20 protein-coding genes and 1 tRNA gene are annotated in these 19333 nt (G+C 67.7%); 10 read left to right on the top strand and 11 right to left on the bottom strand.

The features are described 5' to 3' along the window. The first annotated feature begins 138 nt into the window (after window positions 1-138). Window positions 139-483 (top strand): glycine zipper 2TM domain-containing protein, encoded by a 345-nt coding sequence (locus HRV97_RS00295; protein ID WP_174191716.1) that lies wholly within the window; start codon window positions 139-141, stop codon window positions 481-483. Between the two features lie 475 nt (window positions 484-958). Here the strand turns inward: HRV97_RS00295 and phbB are convergent, their stop codons facing one another. The 4 genes from phbB to HRV97_RS00275 form a co-directional block, all read right to left on the bottom strand. Continuing rightward, complete coding sequence (gene phbB / locus HRV97_RS00290) at window positions 959-1681, bottom strand: acetoacetyl-CoA reductase (RefSeq protein WP_174191715.1); 723 nt, start codon at window positions 1679-1681, stop codon at window positions 959-961. Between the two features lie 30 nt (window positions 1682-1711). After that, on the bottom strand, window positions 1712-2716 hold the full coding sequence (hemH, locus tag HRV97_RS00285; protein WP_174191714.1) for a ferrochelatase: 1005 nt from the start codon (window positions 2714-2716) through the stop codon (window positions 1712-1714). A gap of 10 nt (window positions 2717-2726) precedes the next feature. Next, on the bottom strand, window positions 2727-4958 hold the full coding sequence (locus HRV97_RS00280; protein WP_174191713.1) for a xanthine dehydrogenase family protein molybdopterin-binding subunit: 2232 nt from the start codon (window positions 4956-4958) through the stop codon (window positions 2727-2729). 114 nt (window positions 4959-5072) lie between these two features. Beyond that, the gene (locus HRV97_RS00275) at window positions 5073-6770 is read right to left on the bottom strand and encodes a class I adenylate-forming enzyme family protein (protein WP_174192550.1); all 1698 of its coding nucleotides are present in this window, start codon (window positions 6768-6770) and stop codon (window positions 5073-5075) included. A gap of 84 nt (window positions 6771-6854) precedes the next feature. On the opposite strand from HRV97_RS00275, the gene lgt reads away from it, so the two are divergent. Genes lgt through pgeF form a run of 4 tightly spaced genes read left to right on the top strand, consistent with a single transcriptional unit; the run spans window position 6855 to window position 10094 of the window. Next, on the top strand, window positions 6855-7748 hold the full coding sequence (gene lgt, locus HRV97_RS00270; RefSeq protein WP_174191712.1) for a prolipoprotein diacylglyceryl transferase: 894 nt from the start codon (window positions 6855-6857) through the stop codon (window positions 7746-7748). A 14-nt stretch (window positions 7749-7762) separates the two neighbouring features. After that, on the top strand, window positions 7763-8803 hold the full coding sequence (locus HRV97_RS00265; RefSeq protein WP_174191711.1) for a class I SAM-dependent methyltransferase: 1041 nt from the start codon (window positions 7763-7765) through the stop codon (window positions 8801-8803). Continuing rightward, complete coding sequence (locus HRV97_RS17310) at window positions 8800-9315, top strand: GNAT family N-acetyltransferase (protein WP_246248470.1); 516 nt, start codon at window positions 8800-8802, stop codon at window positions 9313-9315. Before HRV97_RS00265 ends, HRV97_RS17310 begins: the two co-directional genes overlap by 4 nt. Then, window positions 9312-10094, top strand: coding sequence for a peptidoglycan editing factor PgeF (pgeF, locus tag HRV97_RS00260; protein ID WP_343044400.1), 783 nt, complete (start codon window positions 9312-9314; stop codon window positions 10092-10094). The genes HRV97_RS17310 and pgeF overlap by 4 nt, the downstream gene beginning before the upstream one ends. A 25-nt stretch (window positions 10095-10119) precedes the next feature. On the opposite strand, the gene hslU is transcribed toward pgeF, so the two are convergent. Both hslU and hslV read right to left on the bottom strand, forming a co-directional pair. Further along, on the bottom strand, window positions 10120-11421 hold the full coding sequence (gene hslU, locus HRV97_RS00255) for an ATP-dependent protease ATPase subunit HslU (protein WP_174191709.1): 1302 nt from the start codon (window positions 11419-11421) through the stop codon (window positions 10120-10122). Window positions 11422-11429: 8 nt separating this feature from the next. Beyond that, complete coding sequence (hslV, locus tag HRV97_RS00250; protein ID WP_174192549.1) at window positions 11430-11975, bottom strand: ATP-dependent protease subunit HslV; 546 nt, start codon at window positions 11973-11975, stop codon at window positions 11430-11432. 193 nt (window positions 11976-12168) lie between these two features. On the opposite strand from hslV, the gene HRV97_RS00245 reads away from it, so the two are divergent. Continuing rightward, complete coding sequence (locus HRV97_RS00245; RefSeq protein WP_246248469.1) at window positions 12169-12348, top strand: hypothetical protein; 180 nt, start codon at window positions 12169-12171, stop codon at window positions 12346-12348. A gap of 2 nt (window positions 12349-12350) precedes the next feature. Here HRV97_RS00245 and HRV97_RS00240 read toward each other — a convergent pair whose 3' ends face one another. The 4 genes from HRV97_RS00240 to HRV97_RS00225 form a co-directional block, all read right to left on the bottom strand. After that, entirely contained in the window at window positions 12351-12770 is a 420-nt protein-coding gene (locus HRV97_RS00240; RefSeq protein WP_174191707.1) for a 3TM-type holin, read from the bottom strand. A gap of 161 nt (window positions 12771-12931) precedes the next feature. Further along, window positions 12932-13468 carry a glycoside hydrolase family 108 protein gene (locus HRV97_RS00235; RefSeq protein WP_174191706.1) on the bottom strand — a complete coding sequence of 179 codons (537 nt, stop codon included), beginning with the start codon at window positions 13466-13468 and terminating at the stop codon, window positions 12932-12934. Between the two features lie 359 nt (window positions 13469-13827). Further along, window positions 13828-13904 (bottom strand) — tRNA-Pro (locus HRV97_RS00230). 244 nt (window positions 13905-14148) lie between these two features. Further along, window positions 14149-14373: a hypothetical protein gene (locus HRV97_RS00225; RefSeq protein ID WP_174191705.1), complete on the bottom strand. Its 225-nt coding sequence runs from the start codon at window positions 14371-14373 to the stop codon at window positions 14149-14151. Between HRV97_RS00225 and yajC the strand changes: the two genes are divergently transcribed. The 4 genes from yajC to HRV97_RS00205 are packed head-to-tail and all read left to right on the top strand — an operon-like array spanning window position 14366 to window position 17708. After that, a complete protein-coding gene (gene yajC, locus HRV97_RS00220) occupies window positions 14366-14707 on the top strand; it encodes a preprotein translocase subunit YajC (RefSeq protein WP_174191704.1) in 342 nt (113 codons plus the stop codon). The two genes, HRV97_RS00225 and yajC, sit on opposite strands and share 8 nt — an antisense overlap. 14 nt (window positions 14708-14721) lie before the next feature. After that, entirely contained in the window at window positions 14722-16320 is a 1599-nt protein-coding gene (gene secD, locus HRV97_RS00215) for a protein translocase subunit SecD (RefSeq protein ID WP_174191703.1), read from the top strand. Window positions 16321-16336: 16 nt separating this feature from the next. Then, window positions 16337-17311 (top strand): protein translocase subunit SecF, encoded by a 975-nt coding sequence (gene secF / locus HRV97_RS00210; protein ID WP_174191702.1) that lies wholly within the window; start codon window positions 16337-16339, stop codon window positions 17309-17311. A gap of 4 nt (window positions 17312-17315) precedes the next feature. Beyond that, window positions 17316-17708, top strand: a complete 393-nt coding sequence (locus HRV97_RS00205) for an Mth938-like domain-containing protein (protein WP_246248468.1) — start codon at window positions 17316-17318, stop codon at window positions 17706-17708. A gap of 374 nt (window positions 17709-18082) precedes the next feature. Here the strand turns inward: HRV97_RS00205 and HRV97_RS00200 are convergent, their stop codons facing one another. Then, window positions 18083-19285 carry a glycosyltransferase gene (locus tag HRV97_RS00200; RefSeq protein WP_174191701.1) on the bottom strand — a complete coding sequence of 401 codons (1203 nt, stop codon included), beginning with the start codon at window positions 19283-19285 and terminating at the stop codon, window positions 18083-18085. Window positions 19286-19333: the final 48 nt, after the last annotated feature.

Genomic DNA, 19333 nt, shown 5'->3' with positions numbered 1-19333 from the left:
ACCCGCGCCGCCCCGCCGACCAGCATGAACGAACGATAACGAGCGCATTCAGGCACGGCTCAATGCAAATCGCCCATAAGCATCTCAACGACGGGACGATCCCGCCGGCACAATCACAGAAGAACGGGAGACCGTACCGTGTTCAAGAACCTGACCCTGGCCGTTTCCGCCCTCGCGATGGGCACCGCCGCGCTCGCCCCTGTGGCCGCGGATGCACAACGCTACGGCAGCCGGTACGAGCGCCACTACCGTGACGGCTACCGCGACTATGATCGTCGCGACGATCGCCGCCGCTACAATTACAACCGTCGCTGCTCGGGTGGCACGACCGGCACCATCGTCGGCGCGATCGCGGGGGGCCTGCTCGGCCGCACGATCGACAGCCGCGGCGACCGGACGCTCGGCACGGTGCTCGGCGGCGTCGGCGGCGCGGTTGCCGGTAACGCGATCGAGAAGTCGAACAACCCGCGTTACTGCCGCTAACCTTTTGGCCGGCGCGGCGATGAACCTTCAGCGGTTCGCCCCGCGCCGCCCTCCCTTACTCGCGTAGCGTATCGAGTTCCCTCGCGTAGCGTACCGGGGGCGCGGGCCGGTTGCCGAAAGGCGACCGGCCCGTTGTGTTCGTGCGCAGGCCCGCTCGCGGGCCGTCGCGCACAGCGCGGCGCACGAACCGGCCGGCGGGTCGGCGAGAGCCGATCCCGTCCGACGTCACGGCGGCGGCTTTGCCGTCGCTCCGGTGCGAGGGATAGCTTTGCGACTTGGCGCGTCGCCACGATCATCAAGCGTCGCTGACTTGTAACGCCGCTGACGTTCGGCTCAGCCCAGCCGCGGCGACGGCGAAGCCGCCGCCATGACGTCGAACGGGATCGCTGGCGCGACCCGCCGGCCGTGCCGGGCGCTGCGCGTCGGCTGCGCCGCGCGCACCGGCGCCGTCGCTACGCCGACGCGCCTGCGCCCGTCAGTACATATGCTGTCCGCCGTTGATGCTCAGCGTCGACCCAGTCACGAACCCTGCATCCTCGGAACACAGGAACGCCACGCCACGTGCGATCTCCTGCGCCTGACCGAGGCGGCCGACCGGGATCTTCGCGACGATCTTCTCCAGCACGTCGGCCGGCACCGCGGCGACCATGTCGGTGTCGATATAACCGGGCGCGATCGCGTTCACGGTGATGCCGGCGCGCGCACCTTCCTGCGACAAGGCCTTGGTGAACCCATGAATGCCGCTCTTGGCCGCGGCATAATTCACCTGCCCGTATTGCCCGGCCTGGCCGTTGATCGAGCCGATGTTGACGATCCGTCCCCATTTGCGGTCGCGCATGCCGGGGAACACCGCCTTCGCCATGTTAAAACAGCCGCCTAGATTGGTGTCGATCACCTCGCGCCACATTTCGTAGCTGAGCTTCATGATCGTGCCGTCGCGCGTGATCCCGGCGTTGTTGACCAGCGCGTCGACCGGGCCCAATTCGTCGGCGACGCGCGCCACACCGTCCTGACAGGCGTCGTAATCCGCCACGTTCCACTTAAAGGCGGCGATCCCCGTCCGCTCGGTAAAGTCGCGCGCGCGTTCGTCGTTGCCGGCGTAATTGGCCGCGACCGTCACCCCTTGGTCGCGCAGCGCGACGCTGATCGCCTCACCGATGCCACGTGTTCCGCCCGTCACAATCGCTACGCGTGCCATCGACCGTCCTCTCCATGTTCGAGGCGCAGGCTAAGGGCGCGGCGTCCAGCCTTCAAGCTCGCGCGCGATGACGCTACGTAACATTTCGATGCCGCGCGCGCTGTCGTTCAGGCACGGCAGATAGGCGAAGTGGGTGCCGCCTGCTTCCTCGAACGTCTCGCGCCCGCGGATAGTGAGTTCCTCCAACGTCTCGACACAGTCGGCCGAGAAGCCGGGTGCGACGATCGCGACCTTCTTGACGCCCCTGCCCGGCATCGCCGCGAGCACGGTGTCGGTGGCGGGTTCGAGCCACTTTGCGCGGCCGAAGCGAGACTGAAAGGTGATCGTCAGCGGCATGTTCAGCGCCTCGCCGAGCAGTCGCGCGGTTTTCTGGCAATGGCAGTGGTATGGGTCGCCGAGTTCGAGCGTCCGTTGCGGCATGCCGTGGAAGCTCGCCATCACGACGTCTGGCGTAAAATCGAGCGCGGCAAGGCCCTCGCGCACGCTGTTCGCAAGTGCGTCTATATAAGCGGGATCGTCGTAATAGGGCGGCAGCGTCCGGATCGCGGGTTGCCAGCGCATCGTCGCGAGCTTGGCGAACGCCTTGTCGTTGGCGGTCGCGGTCGTCGCGGCGCAATATTGCGGGTAGAGCGGCGCCAGCAGGACGCGCTCGCACCCGGCGTCCTTCATCGCCTGCAGCCGATCGGCGATCGCAGGACGACCGTAACGCATCGCCCAATCGACCATCACGCGGTCACCGAACGCGTCCTTCAGCGCGAGTGCCTGCGCACGGGTGATAGCGGCGAGCGGCGAACCATCCTCGCGCCATACCTGGCCGTAAGCGTGCGCCGATTTCTTCGGACGCGTGGTCAGGATCACCCCGCGCAGGATCGGCTGCCACGCAATCGGCGGCAGTTCGACTACCCGGCGGTCGGACAGGAACTCGGCCAGATAGCGTTTCACCGACTTCGGGTCGGGACCGTCAGGCGTGCCGAGGTTCATCAACAGCACGCCGATGCGCGGTGCGGGAATGGCAGGATGGCCGGCAGGAATCATGAAGCGGGTCTCAGATACGAGGGCGTAGAGGGATCGAGCGGAGGCGCGCGCCGGTCGCGGCACGCAGTGCGTTGGCAACGGCCGGAGCGACCGCCGGTATCCCGAGGTCCGACACGCCGCCGGGATCGGCGTCGCTGGCGATCACCTCCAGCGTGATCTCGGGCGCGGTGGACAGCGTCGGCAGGTCGAAGTCGCCGAACAGGCGCGTGGTCGCGAGATTGCGCTCGATCTGCGTCCCGCACCCGGTCGCGAGCACGACGCCCAAGATCAGCCCGCCCTCGATCTGCTGGCGCACGACGTCGGGGTTGATCACGCGACCGCAATCGACCGCCGCGACCAGCCGGTCGACACGCACGCGACCGGCATCGTCGACCCGCGCCTCCGCCATTACCGCGATGAAGCTGCCCGCGACCGCGTGGCAGGCGATCCCCTGCCCACTCGCAACTCCGCTGGCTGGCACGCCGCCGCCCCAGCCGCCGAGCGCCGACACCGTCGTCAGACAGCGCGCGAGCCGGACGTTGTCGCCGAGCATGCCGATGCGGTAGCTCATCGGCTCGTTCCCCGCGGCGTGCGCGAGCTCGTCGATGAAGCATTCGGTGAAGAATGCATTGAAGCCATCCGCGAGCCCGCGCATGTGCCCGACCGGTATCCGGATGTCGGCGGGATGATGGTCGATCGCGAATGCGGGCAAGCGGTACGGCGGCACCGCACCCGACATGGCGTAACCATCCGCACCGCCCGGCAGACCTGCCGCCGCACGCCGCATCGGATCGTGAGGCAGCAAGCGCGCGGCAAGTTCGGCACCAATCGCGGGCGCCGCAATCTTCGCCTGCCATCCGACGATTGCGCCGTTGGCGGCGAGCCGCGCGCTCATTCGTGCACGTGCGGGCGCACGAAAGGTGTCGCGCAACGCCGCCTCGCCGCGAGACCATGTTAATTGCACCGGCCGCTTCAACTCGAGCGCGAGCTCCGCTGCCTGCGCCGCGACTTCGGGTTCGAGTGCCGCGCCGAACGAACCGCCGACGAGCATCGGGTGGACGATGACCCGCTCCGCCGACACCCCGATCGTGGTGGCGGCGGCCTCGCGTGCGATCGTCGGCGCCTGGGTGGCGATCCAGAGTTCGAGCCGATCGTTTCGCCAATGCGCCGTGGCGCTGGGCGTCTCCAGCGCGGGGTGCAGCGCGAGATCGGCGTGATAATCGGCGCTATAGATGCGCGCGCCGCGAAACACCGCGGACAAGTCGCCAACCTCGGCAACGCGGAAGCCATCACCCTCCAGCGCCTGGTCCAGCGCGTGGTGCATCGACGCCGAGTCGATAATGGGGCCGGTCGTCTCGAAGCGGGGATCCAGTTTGCCGAGTGCGTGATTAGCGGCCCACCAACTGTTGGCAGCAACCGCAATCCACCGTTCGCGCGCGACGATGGCGGTCACACCGCGCACGCGCTCCGCCGCTGCCCGGTTGAACGATCGCAGCCGCGACGCGCCGATCGGACCTTGGCGGATGCTGGCGAAGACCATGTCGGGCAAGCGGATGTCGGCGGCGAAATTGGCCGAGCCGTCGACCTTTGCCGGCGTATCGAGCCGCGGCAGCGATTGCCCGCTCAATCGCCCGTTGTCGCCAAAACGCAGCGGCAGCTCATCGGGTAGCGTCTCGCCCGCTGCGGCTTCGGCCAACTCTCCGAAGCGCAGCCGACGATCGCCGAAGATGACGAACCCGTCGGCAGTGTCGCACTGCTGCCAATCCGCGTCCCAGCGCGCCGCCGCGGCCTTGCACAACAGCAGCCGTGCCGCAGCGCCGGCTTCGCGAAGCGGTTGTTCGAAGCGGCGGACCGACGTCGACCCGGCGGTGAGCATCAGCGCGTCGCGTGTCCAATGCTCGTCGCGCAAACGCTCTGGCACATGATAAAACGCGCCGGCGAACAGGACATCGGCGGCGAGCGGATTGGCGTAAAGCGGGTTCGCGGGCGCGGCCTCGACCGACACGGTGCGCCAGTCGGCACCCAGTTCGTCGGCCACGATCTGCGGCAAGGTGGTGAAAACGCCCTGCCCGTGCTCCACCTGCGGCACGGCGACGATCACGCGGCCATCGCGCGCGATCTTGAGGTATGGCCCGAACAACGTCTCGTCGTCGGCGACCGCCAGGTTGGGCACGTAACGGCGCGGCCACGCGGCCCAGCCGACCACCAGCCCGATCCCGGCACCACCGGCGACGAGGACATTGCGGCGGGTAAGCGAGGCCATCCCGCGTCTGTAGAACCGTTTTTGACCGAACCAAACTACCAGCGTTCCACATTCTCCCGAAAGTCGCCGCCGGCTGGATGTAGCCGAAAGGCGGCTTTCGACGGAGCCCCAGCGCTACACGCTCTCCGTCACCGCCAACGCACGATACTTCTGGCGCAGCGACACCTTGTCGATCTTCTCGGTGCCGAGCCGCGGCAGCGGATCGTCCGCGATCCAGATCTTCTGCGGCACCTTGAACGCGGCGATGTGCGGCGTGAGGAAGGCGACCAGATCTTCCGATTCGATCACGCCCGGATGCGCCAGATGGACCACCGCGCCGGGCACCTCGCCATAGCGTTCGTCCGGAAGCCCGAAAACCGCGGCCTCGGCAACCTCGGGATGTTCGTACAATGCGGCCTCGACCTCCTGGCAGCTGATGTTCTCGCCGCCGCGGATGATGATGTCCTTCTTGCGATCGACGATGAAAAGGTAACCGTCCTCGTCGAGATAGCCGATGTCACCGGTGCGGAAGTAACCGTCGCTGGTGAACGCGTCGGCGGTCGCCTGCGGGTTGTTCCAATATTCCTCGAAGCAGGCCGCCGAGCGGATGCACACCTCGCCGCGCTCGCCCTGCGCAACCGGATGGCCGGCATCGTCGAGGATCGCGAGGTCGACCAGCGGCGGCGACGCGCGGCCCGCCGAATTAGGTTTGGCGATGTAATTGCCGCGCCAATTGCCGGTGCCGATGCCGTTGGTCTCAGTCAGGCCATAACCGATCAGCGGCGCGCCCTCCATCTCGGCGTCGATCCGCTTCACGTGCTCGACGGGGCGCGGGGCGCCGCCCGCGGCGATGTCGGCGAGCGTCGACAGGTCGTATTTGGCGCGATTCGGATGCGTCAGCATCTCGAAGCTCATCAGCGGCACGCCGACGAAATAGGTGACCTGTTCACGCTCGATCAGCCGCATCGCTTCCTCCGCGTCCCATTTCGGCATCAGCACGAGCTTGCGCCCGATCGCCATGCTTTGCAGGAATACCGGCACCTCGGCAGTGACGTGGAACAAGGGCACGTTGAGCAGCGTCGCGGGCTGAAGCGTGCTGGCGGTGCCGTCCTGCGTGGCGAGCCCCAGCATCATCAGCGCGGAAGCGAGATAGTTGAAGATGCCCTGCACCACCTGAAAGTGGGTGGAGAGCGCCCCCTTCGACTTGCCCGTGGAGCCCGAGGTGAACAGGATGGTCGCCCGATCATCGCCGGCGAGCGTCGGCAACATCGCCCCCGACGCGTGCGCCACGATGCCCGCGATCGCCTCGCTCAGCGGCCGCAGATCGTCGAACGTCTCCACGCGAGCCGACACGCCCTCGATGCCGGCCAGCCGCTTGGCGCGCGGCAGATCGGCGAAGATTAGGCTGACACCGACGTCGCGGATCGCCGATTCGAACTCCTCGGCCTGCCACCAGCCGTTGAGCAGCGTCGCGGTGCCGCCCGCCATCAGGATACCCATGTAGAGCACGATCCACGACGGCGAATTGCGCGCGGCGATGCCGACGCGGTCACCCTTGGCAACGCCGTAATGCCCGACCAGCGCGTCGGCGACCTGCCGGGCTGCGGCATGCACCTGCCCGAAGGTCAGCCGCTCCTCACCCGCGATCAGGAACTCGGCCTCGGCGTGCTGGGTACAGAAATGCGCGAAATAAGCGGTGAGTGTCGGCGGAGCGGCGGCGATGTAGGGCAAGGATCGACCAAAGCGCTCGACCTGGCCGAGCGGCAACTGGCCGCCAGGGCCGGTCATCGCGCCCATCACCGCATCCATCCGCTGGTCGAGCTCGGTTCGCATCATTCTCTCCGCTTTGATCCAGGCCTTGGGCTTGGTCTTGTGCTTGCGGCTCCTTATGGAGGCGGCGATGCTGAGGGGAAAGCCTTGATCCTGTCCATGCTCGCCGATGCCGCCTATTCGGGCACCGGCCATATCCGCTTCGCCGATCTGGGCCTGCACCCCGACGTGTTCACGCTCGGCTTCTTCACGCTGCGCTGGTACAGCCTCGCCTATATCGCGGGCATCGTCGTCGGCTGGTTGTACCTGCTGAAACTGCTCGCTCAGCCCGGCGCACCGATGGCGCGGCGCCACGCCGACGATCTGGTCTTCTATGCGACGCTCGGCATCATCCTGGGCGGGCGGATCGGCTATGTGCTGTTCTACGCGCCCGAGATGCTGTCATCTCCCTTGCGCATCCTCAGGCTCTGGGACGGCGGCATGTCGTTCCATGGCGGGGTGATCGGCACGTCGCTCGGGATCATCTGGTTCGCGCGCAAGCACGGGCTCAATTGGCTGCGCATCCACGATTACGTTGCCTGCGTGGTGCCGTTCGGGCTGTTCTTCGGGCGCCTCGCCAACTTCGTGAACGGCGAATTGTGGGGCAAGCCCGCCGACGTGCCCTGGGCGATCGTGTTCGAGCGTACGGTGCCGACCGGGTTCGTCGAACCGGCGCGTCACCCGAGCCAGCTGTACGAAGCTGGGCTGGAGGGCATCTGCCTGTTCCTGCTGCTGTGGTTCTTCTTCTGGCGTACCAAGGCGCGGTACCAGCCGGGCAAGCTCGTCGGGCTGTTCCTGCTCGGCTATGGCATCGCGCGGTTCATCGTCGAATTCTTCCGCGAACCCGACGCGCAGTTCGCCGGCACCTTCTTCGCCAACACGATCCACATGGGTCAGGTGCTGTGCATTCCGATGATCCTGGGCGGCGCGTTCCTGATCGCGACGGCACCCGGCCGGCGGCAGCGGATCGAGCCCACGGTCGGCCTGGAGAGCGTCGCCTGAGCAATCATCCGCTGGTGCCGCCGCCAGGCGCTCCGACCGGCGAGCCGCTGCTCGCTGAGCGGCTGGCGCGCGCGATTACGCTCGGCGGGCCGATCCCTGTCAGCCAGTTCATGGCCGCCGCCAACGCGCATTATTACGCGACGCGCGATCCGATCGGCGCCGCAGGCGATTTCACCACCGCGCCTGAGATCAGCCAGATGTTCGGCGAGCTGATCGGGCTGTGGGCGGCCGACCTGTGGGATCGCGCCGGGCGACCCGAAGTCGCATGGGTCGAGCTCGGCCCCGGACGCGGCACGCTGACCGCCGATGCGCTGCGGGCGATGCGCGCGGCGGGGCTGACGCCGCCGGTCCACTTCGTCGAGAACAGTCCGGCGTTGCGCGGCGTTCAGGCGCGTGCCGTGCCCGACGCGACGTGGCACGACGACGTGTCGACCCTGCCGGGTGACCGCGCGCTGATCGTCGTCGCCAACGAATTCTTCGACGCGCTGCCGATCCGCCAATTGGTGCGCGGACCCGATGGCTGGCGCGAGCGACTGGTCGCGTGTCAGGACACCTTGTTCCTGCCGATCGCGGGCGGTGCGATGCCGCCGGGGATCATGCCCGACGCGCTCGACGCCGCCGCGCCCGGATCGGTGGTCGAGACATCACCCGCCAGCGTTGCGATCATGGCCGGGCTCGCCGCGCTGATCGAGGCGCAGGGCGGCGCGATGCTGGTGGTCGATTACGGTTACGAGGGCCCGGCGATCGGCGACACGTTGCAGTCGGTGCGCGGCCACGCCTACGCCAATCCATTCGAGGCGCCGGGCGAGCAGGATCTGACCGCACACGTCGATTTCGCGACGCTCGGACTGGCGGCGGAGGCATCCGGCTGCGTGCGATCGGGTCCGGTCGGGCAAGGCGCGTTCCTGTCCGCGCTCGGCATCGACACGCGCGCCGCCGCATTGGGCCCGCGCGTCGCAGAGGATCGCCGCCGGTTGGTCCAGGAGATGGGCGAGTTGTTCCGCGTGATGGCGGTCACGCATCGCAATTGGCCCGAGCCGGCGGGTTTTCGATGATCGTCTACCGTGACGCCGTCCCCGACGACGGTCCCGCCATCGATGCGATGGCGCGGCGCATGTGGCTCGCCACGTTCGGCCATTGCGCACCACCGGCTGATATCGAGCGCTATCTCGCCGAGGCGTTTGGCGAAGTCGGCGCGCTGATCCGCGACCTGCCCGATCCGGCGTTCGACTACCGCGTGGCGCTGAGCGACGGTCGCGTGATCGGTTATGCCAAGATGAGTGCGCCGATCTTCTCGGGCGAGGTGGACGCGCGCGGCGCGCATCAATTGCGGCAGCTCTACGTCGACGCGGATTTCCACGGCCACGGTGTCGCGCAGGCGTTGCTCGACTGGTCGCGCCGGATCGCGCAATCTCGCGGCGCGTCGAGTCTGCTGCTGACCGTATGGGAGGAGAATGCGCGCGCGCGCCGCTTCTACGAGAAGCACGGCTTCGTTCACGTCGGCGACTATGCCTTTCAAACCGGTACGCAGATCGACCGCGACCTGATCATGCGGCTGGCGCTGTGAGCACATCCGACCACGACGGCGTCGAGGTGATCCGCGCGGGCGTGCTGGCGGGCGTGCCGCACGGTTTCCTCGGACGGCGCGGCGGGGCGTCGGAAGGCATGTTCGCCGGGCTGAACGTTGGGGCTGGGTCGAGCGACGACGGGGGCGCGGTCGCCACCAACCGCGCGCGGGCGCTGGCGGCGGTCAGGCCGGGCGCGACGTTGTTGACGCCCTACCAGATACACTCCGCCGATTGCGTCACCGTACGCGCGCCGTTCGCGGGCGGCGTCCGCCCGCACGCCGACGCGCTGGTGAGCGACAATCCCGCCCTGGCGCTCGGCATCGTCACCGCGGACTGCGCGCCGGTGCTGCTGGCGGACGTGGCGGCCGGCGTGATCGGCGCGGCGCATGCCGGGTGGAAGGGCGCGCTCGGCGGCGTCACCGACTCGACGATCGACGCGATGGAAGCACTCGGCGCGCAGCGGGCGCGGATCACCGCGGCGATCGGGCCGTGCATCGCGCGCGCCAGCTACGAGGTCGACGCGGGCTTCCGGCGGCGCTTCGAGGAAGCGGACGCGGCGAACGAGCGCTTCTTCGCCGACGGTCAAGCGGACCATGCGCAGTTCGATCTCGAAGGCTATGTCGCGTACCGCCTGGCCGCGGCGGGGGTGCGGCGGATCGAGGCGCTGGGGCTAGACACATACGCCGATGAGCGGCGGTTCTTCAGCTATCGCCGCGCGACGCACCGCGGCGAGCCCGATTACGGACGGCAGATCGCGATCATCGGGCTACCGGGCTGACGCGCGGTCAGCCCGGCCATCCAACCTACAGGACGAAGCGGCTGAGATCGGCGTTGCGCGCGACAGTGGCGAGCTGCTGCTCGACATAGGCGGCGTCGACGACAAGGCTCTCGCCGCGGCGATCCTCGGCGTCGAAGCTGACTTCCTCCAGCAGCTTTTCCATTACCGTCTGCAATCGGCGTGCGCCGATGTTCTCGATCTCGCCGTTCACTTCCGCCGCGATGCGGGCGACCGCGCGGATGCCGTCGTCGGTGAAGCTGACCTCGACCCCTTCCGTGGCGATCAGCGCCTTATACTGCGCGGGCAGCGACGCCTTGGTGTCGGACAGGATTGCGACGAAATCGTCCTCGCTCAACCCCTTCAGTTCGACGCGGATCGGCAGGCGCCCCTGGAGTTCGGGCAGCAGGTCGCTCGGCTTGGCGACGTGGAAGGCGCCGCTGGCGATGAAGAGGATGTGATCGGTCTTCATCGGCCCGTATTTGGTCGACACGGTGGTGCCCTCAATCAGCGGCAGCAGGTCGCGCTGCACGCCCTCGCGGCTGACCGAGCCACCGCGCACGTCCGAGACCGCAATCTTGTCGATCTCGTCGAGGAAGACGATCCCGTTCGCCTCCGCGTCGGCGAGCGCGACGCGGCTGACCTCGTCCTGGTCGAGGCGCTTATCCGCCTCTTCCTCCACCAACTTCTCCCACGCGGCAGGGACCAGCAATTTGCGGCGCTGCTTGGGACCGTTGTTGCCGAACGCCTTGCCCATCATCTCGGACAGGTTGATCATGCCGACCGAGCCGCCGCCGGGGATATCGAACGGCATCTGCGGGGTCTGGCTCAGCTCCAGCTCGATCTCGGTCTGGTCGAGATGCCCGTCGCGGAAGCGCTGGCGGAAGCTCTCGCGCGTTGCCTGGCTCGAATCCTTTCCGACGAGCGCGTCGAGCAGGCGGTTCATCGCCGCTTCCTCGGCCTTGTCCTTCACCGCGAGACGCCGGCGTTCCTTCTCTAACCGCACCGCTTCCTCAACCAGGTCGCGCGCGATCTGCTCGACGTCGCGACCGACATAGCCGACCTCGGTGAACTTGGTCGCCTCGACCTTCACGAACGGTGCGTCGGCGAGCTTCGCCAGGCGGCGGCTGATCTCGGTCTTGCCGCACCCCGTTGGCCCGATCATCAGGATGTTCTTGGGCGTCACCTCGTCGCGCAGATCGGCGCCAAGCCGCTGGCGGCGCCAGCGATTGCGCAGCGCGACCGCGACCGCACGCTTCGCGTCGCGCTGTCCGATGATGTGCGCGTCGAGCGCGGCGACGATCGCCTTGGGCGTCAGATTGTCTTGCATGGGGAAACTCAGTTGGCCGAGTCGAGGGTTTCGACGACGAGGCGATCGTTGGTGTAAACGCAGACGTCGGCGGCAATCTTCATCGCCCGCCTGGCGATCGTCTCGGCATCCTGTTCGTAGTCGACCAGCGCGCGCGCGGCGGCGAGCGCGAAATTGCCGCCCGAACCGATCGCGGCGACGCCAGCCTCGGGTTCGAGCACGTCGCCGTTGCCGGTCAGGATCAGGGTCACGTCGCGGTCGGCGACGATCATCATCGCCTCCAGGTTGCGCAGGTACTTGTCGGTGCGCCAATCCTTGGCGAGTTCGACCGCGGCGCGCATCAACTGGCCGTTGTGGCGCTCCAGCTTCGCCTCCAACCGCTCGAACAGCGTGAAGGCGTCGGCAGTCGCGCCGGCGAAGCCGCCGATGACCTTTCCGTCCTTGCCCAAGGTGCGGACCTTGCGCGCATTGGGCTTCATGACGGTCTGCCCCATCGAGACCTGGCCATCGCCCGCGACGACGACCTTGCCGCCGCGGCGTACCGACAGAATGGTGGTGCCGTGCCAGACCGGCATGGCGTGTGGATCGTTCCCGCTCATGCCGCGCCATGTAGGTAGCGGTGCGGGATTGTGCCAACCCTGCGCGCACGCCTGACGTGGCACAAAGCTACCGTCGCGGATGATGCAGAAAACCGGCGTATGATTTCCTATGTTGTAGCAAAGCGGGGGAAACATGCGCATGCGACATCCTCCTCCAAGGAGAGAATGCGTGCGTACCGACGACGATCGCGAATATTTCAACCGCCGCGCGGAGGCCGAGATCGAGGCTGCGAGCGCGACCGAGAACCCGGCGGCGTGTCGCGCGCATTATCAGATGGCCGAACTCTATCTCGAACGCGCCTTCTCGGACGAGGAAGACGCGGCGAGCGAGGACGCGCCCGCCGCCTGACATCAGCGCGCGCGCTTTCCCCATTCACGCGCAACCGTGTAGCCGAGATAGCCGGTGCCGAAGAGCGCGTAGAGCGGTTCGGGCAAAGCGTTGAGATAAACGGTCATGCCGCGCGCGATCGCTTGCGCCGCAGCAGGGCGCACCGCGGCGATCAGCCCCATCGGAATGCTCCACAAAAGCAGCGCGTACATGACGTAAAGAAAGGACGGGCGCGCACGCGCGGTCCAACGATCGGCGGCGTTCGCCTCGGCGACGAGCGCGGCCATCTGTGCGCGCACCGCGTCGAGTTCGTTGTCGCGCTCCAGCCGGAGCAGTTCGAGCTTGGCGGCGTCACGGGTCTGCGGATCGGGAATGACGCGGTCGAGCAGTTGCGCAAGCGGCGCGACGAGCCTGTCGATCAGCGGGGCGGTGGTGAAGGGCATGTTGGTTCCTTCATGGATGAGAAACGGCGGAAAACCGCGCGGTTCGAACGATTGCAGAAATGCGAAGTGGAGGAAGTGGAGGTTCAAACGCGTTTTCGCGCCCGCCTCCACTTCGCCCGTCTGGACCAGTCAGGGTCCGTCGGACGCGATGCGGTGCGCACTCAGCCCAGCCGGTTGGCCAGCCAGCCGTAGAGGAACGCCTCGTTCGCGGGGCGCTGCTCGGCAAGCGCCATGTAGCATTCGCCCTGCATCGCCTCGATCGCCTTCACGAGCACCGTTTCGCCGCTCGTCCGGCGAGTGAGGAGGAAGCGGTCAAGCGCGGCCAGCGTCTGCGCGCCGACGCGGCCATCCAAGACGACATCGGGATAGTCGCTCGCGCCGCGGTTCAGCGCGTTCAGCGCGCGCTGCAGGAAGGTGACCGCGACCGCCGGCCCCATGTTGACGCCGGTGTCGAACAGCTCGGCGGCGAGCGTGGGCGCGCGGGTCGCAACCTGATCGAAGGCCGGGCGCGTCCAGTAGATGCGGCGATAGATGGCGACCGCGGCGGCGCGCGAGAAATGCCGCATGTCGCCGGCATAGCCGTTGGCGCGCGCGACGGCCTCGGTGATGCCGAAGCGCGTCGCACCGCCGCGATCGGCGGGATGGTCGGAATAGCCGCCTTCGCGATCGATGACGGCATCAATGAGTTGGTCGATCATGGTCTATAACTCCCCCAGTGTTGCGGGAGAACATTGGGGGAACGCGGGCGTGTAGGACAGGGGTGGGGTCGGTTACGTGAGGTTGAGCACGGCCGAGCGCTGTGATTGGAGATGCGAAATGCCCGTGCGACCGGCTGGTCGCTCTGCGACACGTCACGGTCCGTGCGCACCCTACCCACCCCCGGCCCCTCCCTTCCAGGGAGGGGGTAGTGCGGCATCGCTTCGGCGTTGCTTGGTGGAGAGCGTCACGTTGCGGCGGAGCGGCAGCGCGCTTCTCAACTCCCCGCATCGAGGAAAGCTGCGCGCGGCAGCGAGGCGCGAAAACGTCGCGGCTGGCACTAGCGTACGATGCTGTTGATTGGTCGGGGCGACAGGATTCGAACCTGCGACCCCCACACCCCCAGTGTGATGCGCTACCAGGCTGCGCTACGCCCCGACCGAGCGGCGGCCATTACGCGCGTGGGCGCAGCGATGCAAGCGAATGTGTCGCGCGCTGGGTGGTGCGGGTGGGTGCGTTCTTCAAACGAAGGAAGAAGCGAGACCCCGGATCAAGTCCGGGGTAACGGTGATGATGATTGGCTCGCCCCTTTTCGCTTCCTTTATCACGGACTCGACCAGGAGGCCCGATCAGACGTGACCGGGCGTCATTTCCCGACGAGCTTGCGCCAGTGCTGACCGTTTCACGCGTTGCTGTTGATCGCGAACGGCGCGTGCGGCTTTGGCGCGCCTTCGCTCCGCTTGATCGTGCCATCACTGGGATCGTCATCGCATGCGCTGATCTTCCCCAACCGGCTTCGCGACAGCACGCCGGTTGCGCCAATCCTTGCGCGATGGTAGCGCCCCGGACTTCCTGCGCGTGGGGTTCCCTCGCGTGCGCTTCCGTTTTGCGTGGACACGATGCTCATCTCCCCAGCTTATGCGCAGGCCGCCGGCGGCGCCGCACCCGCGAGCGGCGCGCTCGGCGGTATTCTCGGTCTCGCGCCGCTGTTTCTCATCTTCATCGTCTTCTATTTTCTGATGATCCGGCCGCAGCAGGCGCGCGTGCGCAAGCTGCAGAACGCGGTCGCGGCGGCGAAAAAGGGTGATTCGGTGGTCACCGCCGGCGGGCTGGTCGGCAAGATCACGCGCGTCGAGGATGCGTTCGTCGAGGTCGAGATCGCGCCCAACACCCGCGTGCGCGTGGTAAAGGCGACGCTGGCGGAGATCACCCCGCTCGGCTCCAAGCCCGCCAACGACTGAGCGGACGCGAAACGATGCTCGATTTCCCGCGCTGGAAGGTCGTATCGATCTGGGCGTTCCTGGCCGTGCTGGTCGCACTCGCGATCCCGAGCGTGGTGCCCGGCCTCGCCGCGCGCCTGCCGTTCAAGGCGCCGACGATCAACCTGGGGCTCGACCTGGCGGGCGGCAGCTACCTGCTGCTCGAGGCCGACACCAACGACGTGGCGGCGAGCCGGATCGAGGTGATGCGCGAGCAGGTGCAGACCGAAATGCGCCGCCAGAACCCGCGGATCGAGATCGGTGAGATTTCCAGCCGCGGCGGGCAATTGTCGTTCCTGCTGCGCGATCCGTCGAAGGTCGACGCCGCACGCGAGCGGTTGCTGGCGATCACCGGCGGCGGCGCGGGCATGACCGGGCAGCGCGAGTGGGACATCCAGGTCGTCGACACCAGCCGCTTCGTGCTGACGCCGACGCAGGCGGGCCTGGCGCAGGCGGTCGACACCGCGATGCAGGACGCGACCGAGGTCGTGCGCCGCCGCATCGACGAGCTCGGCACGCGCGAGCCGACGATCATCCGCCAGGGATCGAACCGCATCGTCGTGCAGGTGCCGGGGTTGCAGAACCCGCAGGCGCTGAAGGACCTGCTGGGCAAGACCGCCAAGCTCGAGTTCAAGCTGGTCGACCAGAACGCCGATCCGGCGCAGCTCGCCAAGGGGCAGGCCCCGGCGGGCAGCCAAGTGCTGCCTTATCCGGGCAATCCGCAGGGCATCCCCTTCATCGCGGTGAAGCGTTCGGCGATCATCACCGGCGACATGCTGTCCGACGCGCGGCAGGAGTTCGACCAGCAGACCAACGCGCCGCAGGTGTCGATCACGTTCGACGCGCAGGGCGGTCGCCGCTTCGCGCGCACGACGCAGGAGAACGTCAACAAGCCGTTCGCCATCATCCTCGACAACAGCGTGATCTCCGCGCCCAACATCAACGAGCCGATCCTTGGCGGCCGTGCGTCGATCAACGGCGGGTTCACGACCGAGAGCGCCAACGCGCTGGCGATCGCGCTGCGCTCGGGCAAGCTGCCGGTCGCGTTGAAGGTGGTGGAGGAATCGACGGTCGGGCCGGATCTCGGCGCCGACTCGATCCGTGCGGGCATTCTCGCCAGCGCGGTGGCGGTCGCGCTGGTGGTCGCGTTCATGCTGGTGACCTATGGTCGGTTCGGCGCGTACGCGAATCTGGCGGTCGTCATCAACGTGTTCGTCATCCTGGGTGTGCTGGCGCTGATCAACGGTACGTTGACGCTGCCGGGCATCGCGGGCTTCGTGCTGACGATCGGCACCGCGGTCGACGCCAACGTGCTGATCAACGAGCGCATCCGCGAAGAATTCCACCGCGGGCGCAGCGTCGTCCAATCGGTCGAGCTCGGCTACAAGGAAGCGAGCCGGACGATCTTCGAAGCGAACGTGACCCACGCCATCTCGGGCATCATCATGTTCCTGCTGGGATCGGGGCCGGTGAAGGGGTTCGCGGTGGTGCTGCTGATCGGCATCGCGACCAGCGTGTTCACCGCCGTCACCTTTACCCGCATGCTCGTCGCCGGTTGGGTGCGCCGCACCAAGCCCAAGACGATCAACATCTGAGCCGGGCACGCACCACATGAAACTTCTCAAGCTCGTCCCCGACAACACCAACATCGACTTCGTGCGGCTGCGCGGGATCGCGTTCGCGCTGACGCTGCTGCTCAGCCTGCTGGCGGTCGGGATCACCGTGTACAAGGGGCTCAACTTCGGCGTCGATTTCGAGGGCGGGTTGATGATCGAGGAGCGGTTCGCGTCGCAGCCGCCGATCGACCAGGTTCGCGGCGTCATCGAAGAGCAGAACGTCGGCGAGGCGAACATCCAGCCGATCGGTGACGGCACCACGCTGACGATCCGCCTGCCGGTCCAGAAAGGCGGCGATGAGGGCGCGACCAACGCCGCGGTGAAGAAGGTCGAGACCGCGCTCGCAGCCCGCTTCCCCGGCGCGACGTTCCTGCGTTACTCGACTGTGTCGGGCAAGGTGTCGGGCGAGCTGGTGCGCAACGGCGCGATCGCGATCGTGCTCGCGATCCTGGGCATCGGCCTATTCGCGATCTTCCGCTTCGAATGGCAGTTCGGCGTGTCGACGATCGTCGCGATCGTCCACGATCTGCTGATGACGCTCGGTTTCTTCGCGTTGACGCAGTTCGAGTTCGACCTGAACATCGTCGCGGCGGTGCTGACGATCATCGGTTACTCGATCAACGACAAGATCGTGATCGACGACCGCATCCGCGAGAATATGCGCCGCTATCGCAAGATGGAGATGCGCGAGATCATCAACCTCTCGGTGAACGAGACGCTGCCGCGCACCGTGATGACCTCGGTCACGATCCTGCTCGCGCTCGCCGCCTTGCTGTTCCTGGGCGGTCACGTGCTGCGCGGGTTCACCGCGGCGATGATCCTGGGCATTTTCGTCGGCACTTATTCGTCGATCTACGTGTCGTCGTCGCTGCTGATCTCGCTGGGTCTGCGCGCAGAGCCCGAGGGTGGCGCGGCACGGCCGGGGCGCGGCGGCATGGAAAACGCCGAGCGCGTCGGACCGCGGAACTGAGCCGATGGTGACGCGCGGCGGCGGATCGATGCGGATGGACCGCGCGGGCGCGGCGGGGCCGCTGATCCGCGGGTTGGGGCCGAGCGGGTTCCGGGTCGACGAGAACGTCTACACCGCGCTGACGCTCACGCCGACGCGCGCCGACGCCTGGACGCCGCCGCCGCTCGCCGAACTGAGCGAGCGCGATCTGGCGGGGCTGCTGGAGGGTACGCCGGAGTTCGTGCTGCTGGGGACTGGCGCGAACTTGGCGCGGCCGCCGCGCGCGTTGGTGGCGGCGCTGGAGGCACGCGGGATCGGGGTCGAGGCGATGGACAGCCGCGCCGCCGCGCGCGCCTGGGGCGTGCTGCGCGCCGAGGACCGGCAGGTGGTGGCGGCGCTTTACCCCATCGACGCCTGACCTGTTTGTCGGACGCACTGCATCGCCGAGGCGGGTGTGGTCAGGTGATGAAAGCGGGCTGAGACGCTTCTGTCTGTGTGTGCTGGTCGTTGGCCGCCATGATCGACACAGCAACGACGATGTTCCCAAAGCGACTTCCCTCCGCCGTTAAAGGCGGAGTGCGATGCGAAGAGGAGCGGGTGCGTGAGCACGGCCGCAAGACTGCGCGGATGATCGCCTCAACACAGAGATGACGCCGGGAAGATCGGGTTTGACCGCCCCTCTCACATGCGGGTCGCAGCGCTCAACACCCGTGGAAGCTATCGGCCGCGGCGCTGACGTCGAGCGGGACTAGGTCTAATGCCCTCTCCAACGAGGGAAAGCGAAATTCCAGATCAGGTTAGCGATGGCGTTGGTTGCGATGACGTCGAAGCGGCTCGTGCGACCAGCGCCGCGAGGTGGTCGTGGAGCGCGGTGGTGTTCGCGGCCCAGGTGAAGCGCTCGGCGTGGCGGCGGGTGTCGGTTGGCGCTGGCGGATCGGTGAGCAGCGATCGCAGCGCATCGGCGAAGGCAGCGGGCGTGCGCGCGACGATGTGGCCTGCCGCGGCGTCGGTCACGACCTCGGGCGCGCCGCCTGCGTCGGGGATGACGATCGGCGTGCCGCAGGCGAGCGACTCGATCCAGGCGTTGGCGAGCCCTTCCGACGTGGAGGCGAGCGCGGTCGCGTCGGCCGCGGCGAGCAAGCGCGGCAGGTCCGCGTGCGGCACGCTGCCGAGCAGGCGGACGCGCTGTTCAAGCGAACGCTCGGCGATCAGGCGTTCGAGCCGTGCGCGCTCCGGCCCCTCCCCCGCGATCGCGAGCGTGACGTGCGGCAGGTCGGCGAGCGCCTCGGTCACCACGTCGTGACCCTTGCGCGGGATCAGCGCGCCGACCGAGACGACCAGCGAGCCTGTCACGCCGAGGTCGCGTTTGAGCGTGGCGCGGTCGCCGGGGGCGAAACGATCGAGATCGACGCCGGTGTGATGGACGCGGATGCGTGACGCCGGCAGGCCGAGTGCCGCCATGTCGTCTCGCATCGCGCCGCTGACGGCGAGGAGGCCGTCTGCCGCCTGCCCTGCAAGACGGACTTGCGCCGCCGTCGCAGGCGCGCGGCCCCAATGGTGGATATCGGCACCGCGCGCCTTGATCGAGACGGGCACGCCGTAGCGTCGGCCCAGCGCGACCGCGGCTGGACCGTCGGGGAAGAAGAAACTCGCGTCGATCACGTCGAAGGCGAAGTCGTCGCGCAGGCAATCGAGCACGGGACGCAACGCGCGCGTGAGCGCGGCGGCGTGGAAGCGGCCCGACGTGCCCGGCAGCGTGGCGAAACGCGGGCGCTCGACCCGCAGCCCGCGCCATTGCTCCTGCCGCGGCAGGGCGGCGAGTGCATGATAGTGCGCGTGACGCGATAGCGGCCATGGTGGAAGACCGATCGGTGCGACGACACGCAGGTCGACATTCGGATGAGCGGCGAGGCTCAGTGTCTGCTGCTCGACGAAGACGCCAAAATTGGGCCGCGTCGCGTCGGGGAACAGGGTGGAGAGCGTGAGCACGCGCATGCGGCGCGGGTATAGGTGGTGAGCGTTAACGAACAGCGGCGGGCGGGC

It is taken from the genome of Sphingomonas hominis, assembly GCF_013328205.1.
GTDB lineage: Bacteria > Pseudomonadota > Alphaproteobacteria > Sphingomonadales > Sphingomonadaceae > Sphingomonas > Sphingomonas hominis.
The sequence above is the reverse complement of the archived record's forward strand: the minus strand, read 5'-3'. Positions and strand labels throughout refer to the sequence as shown.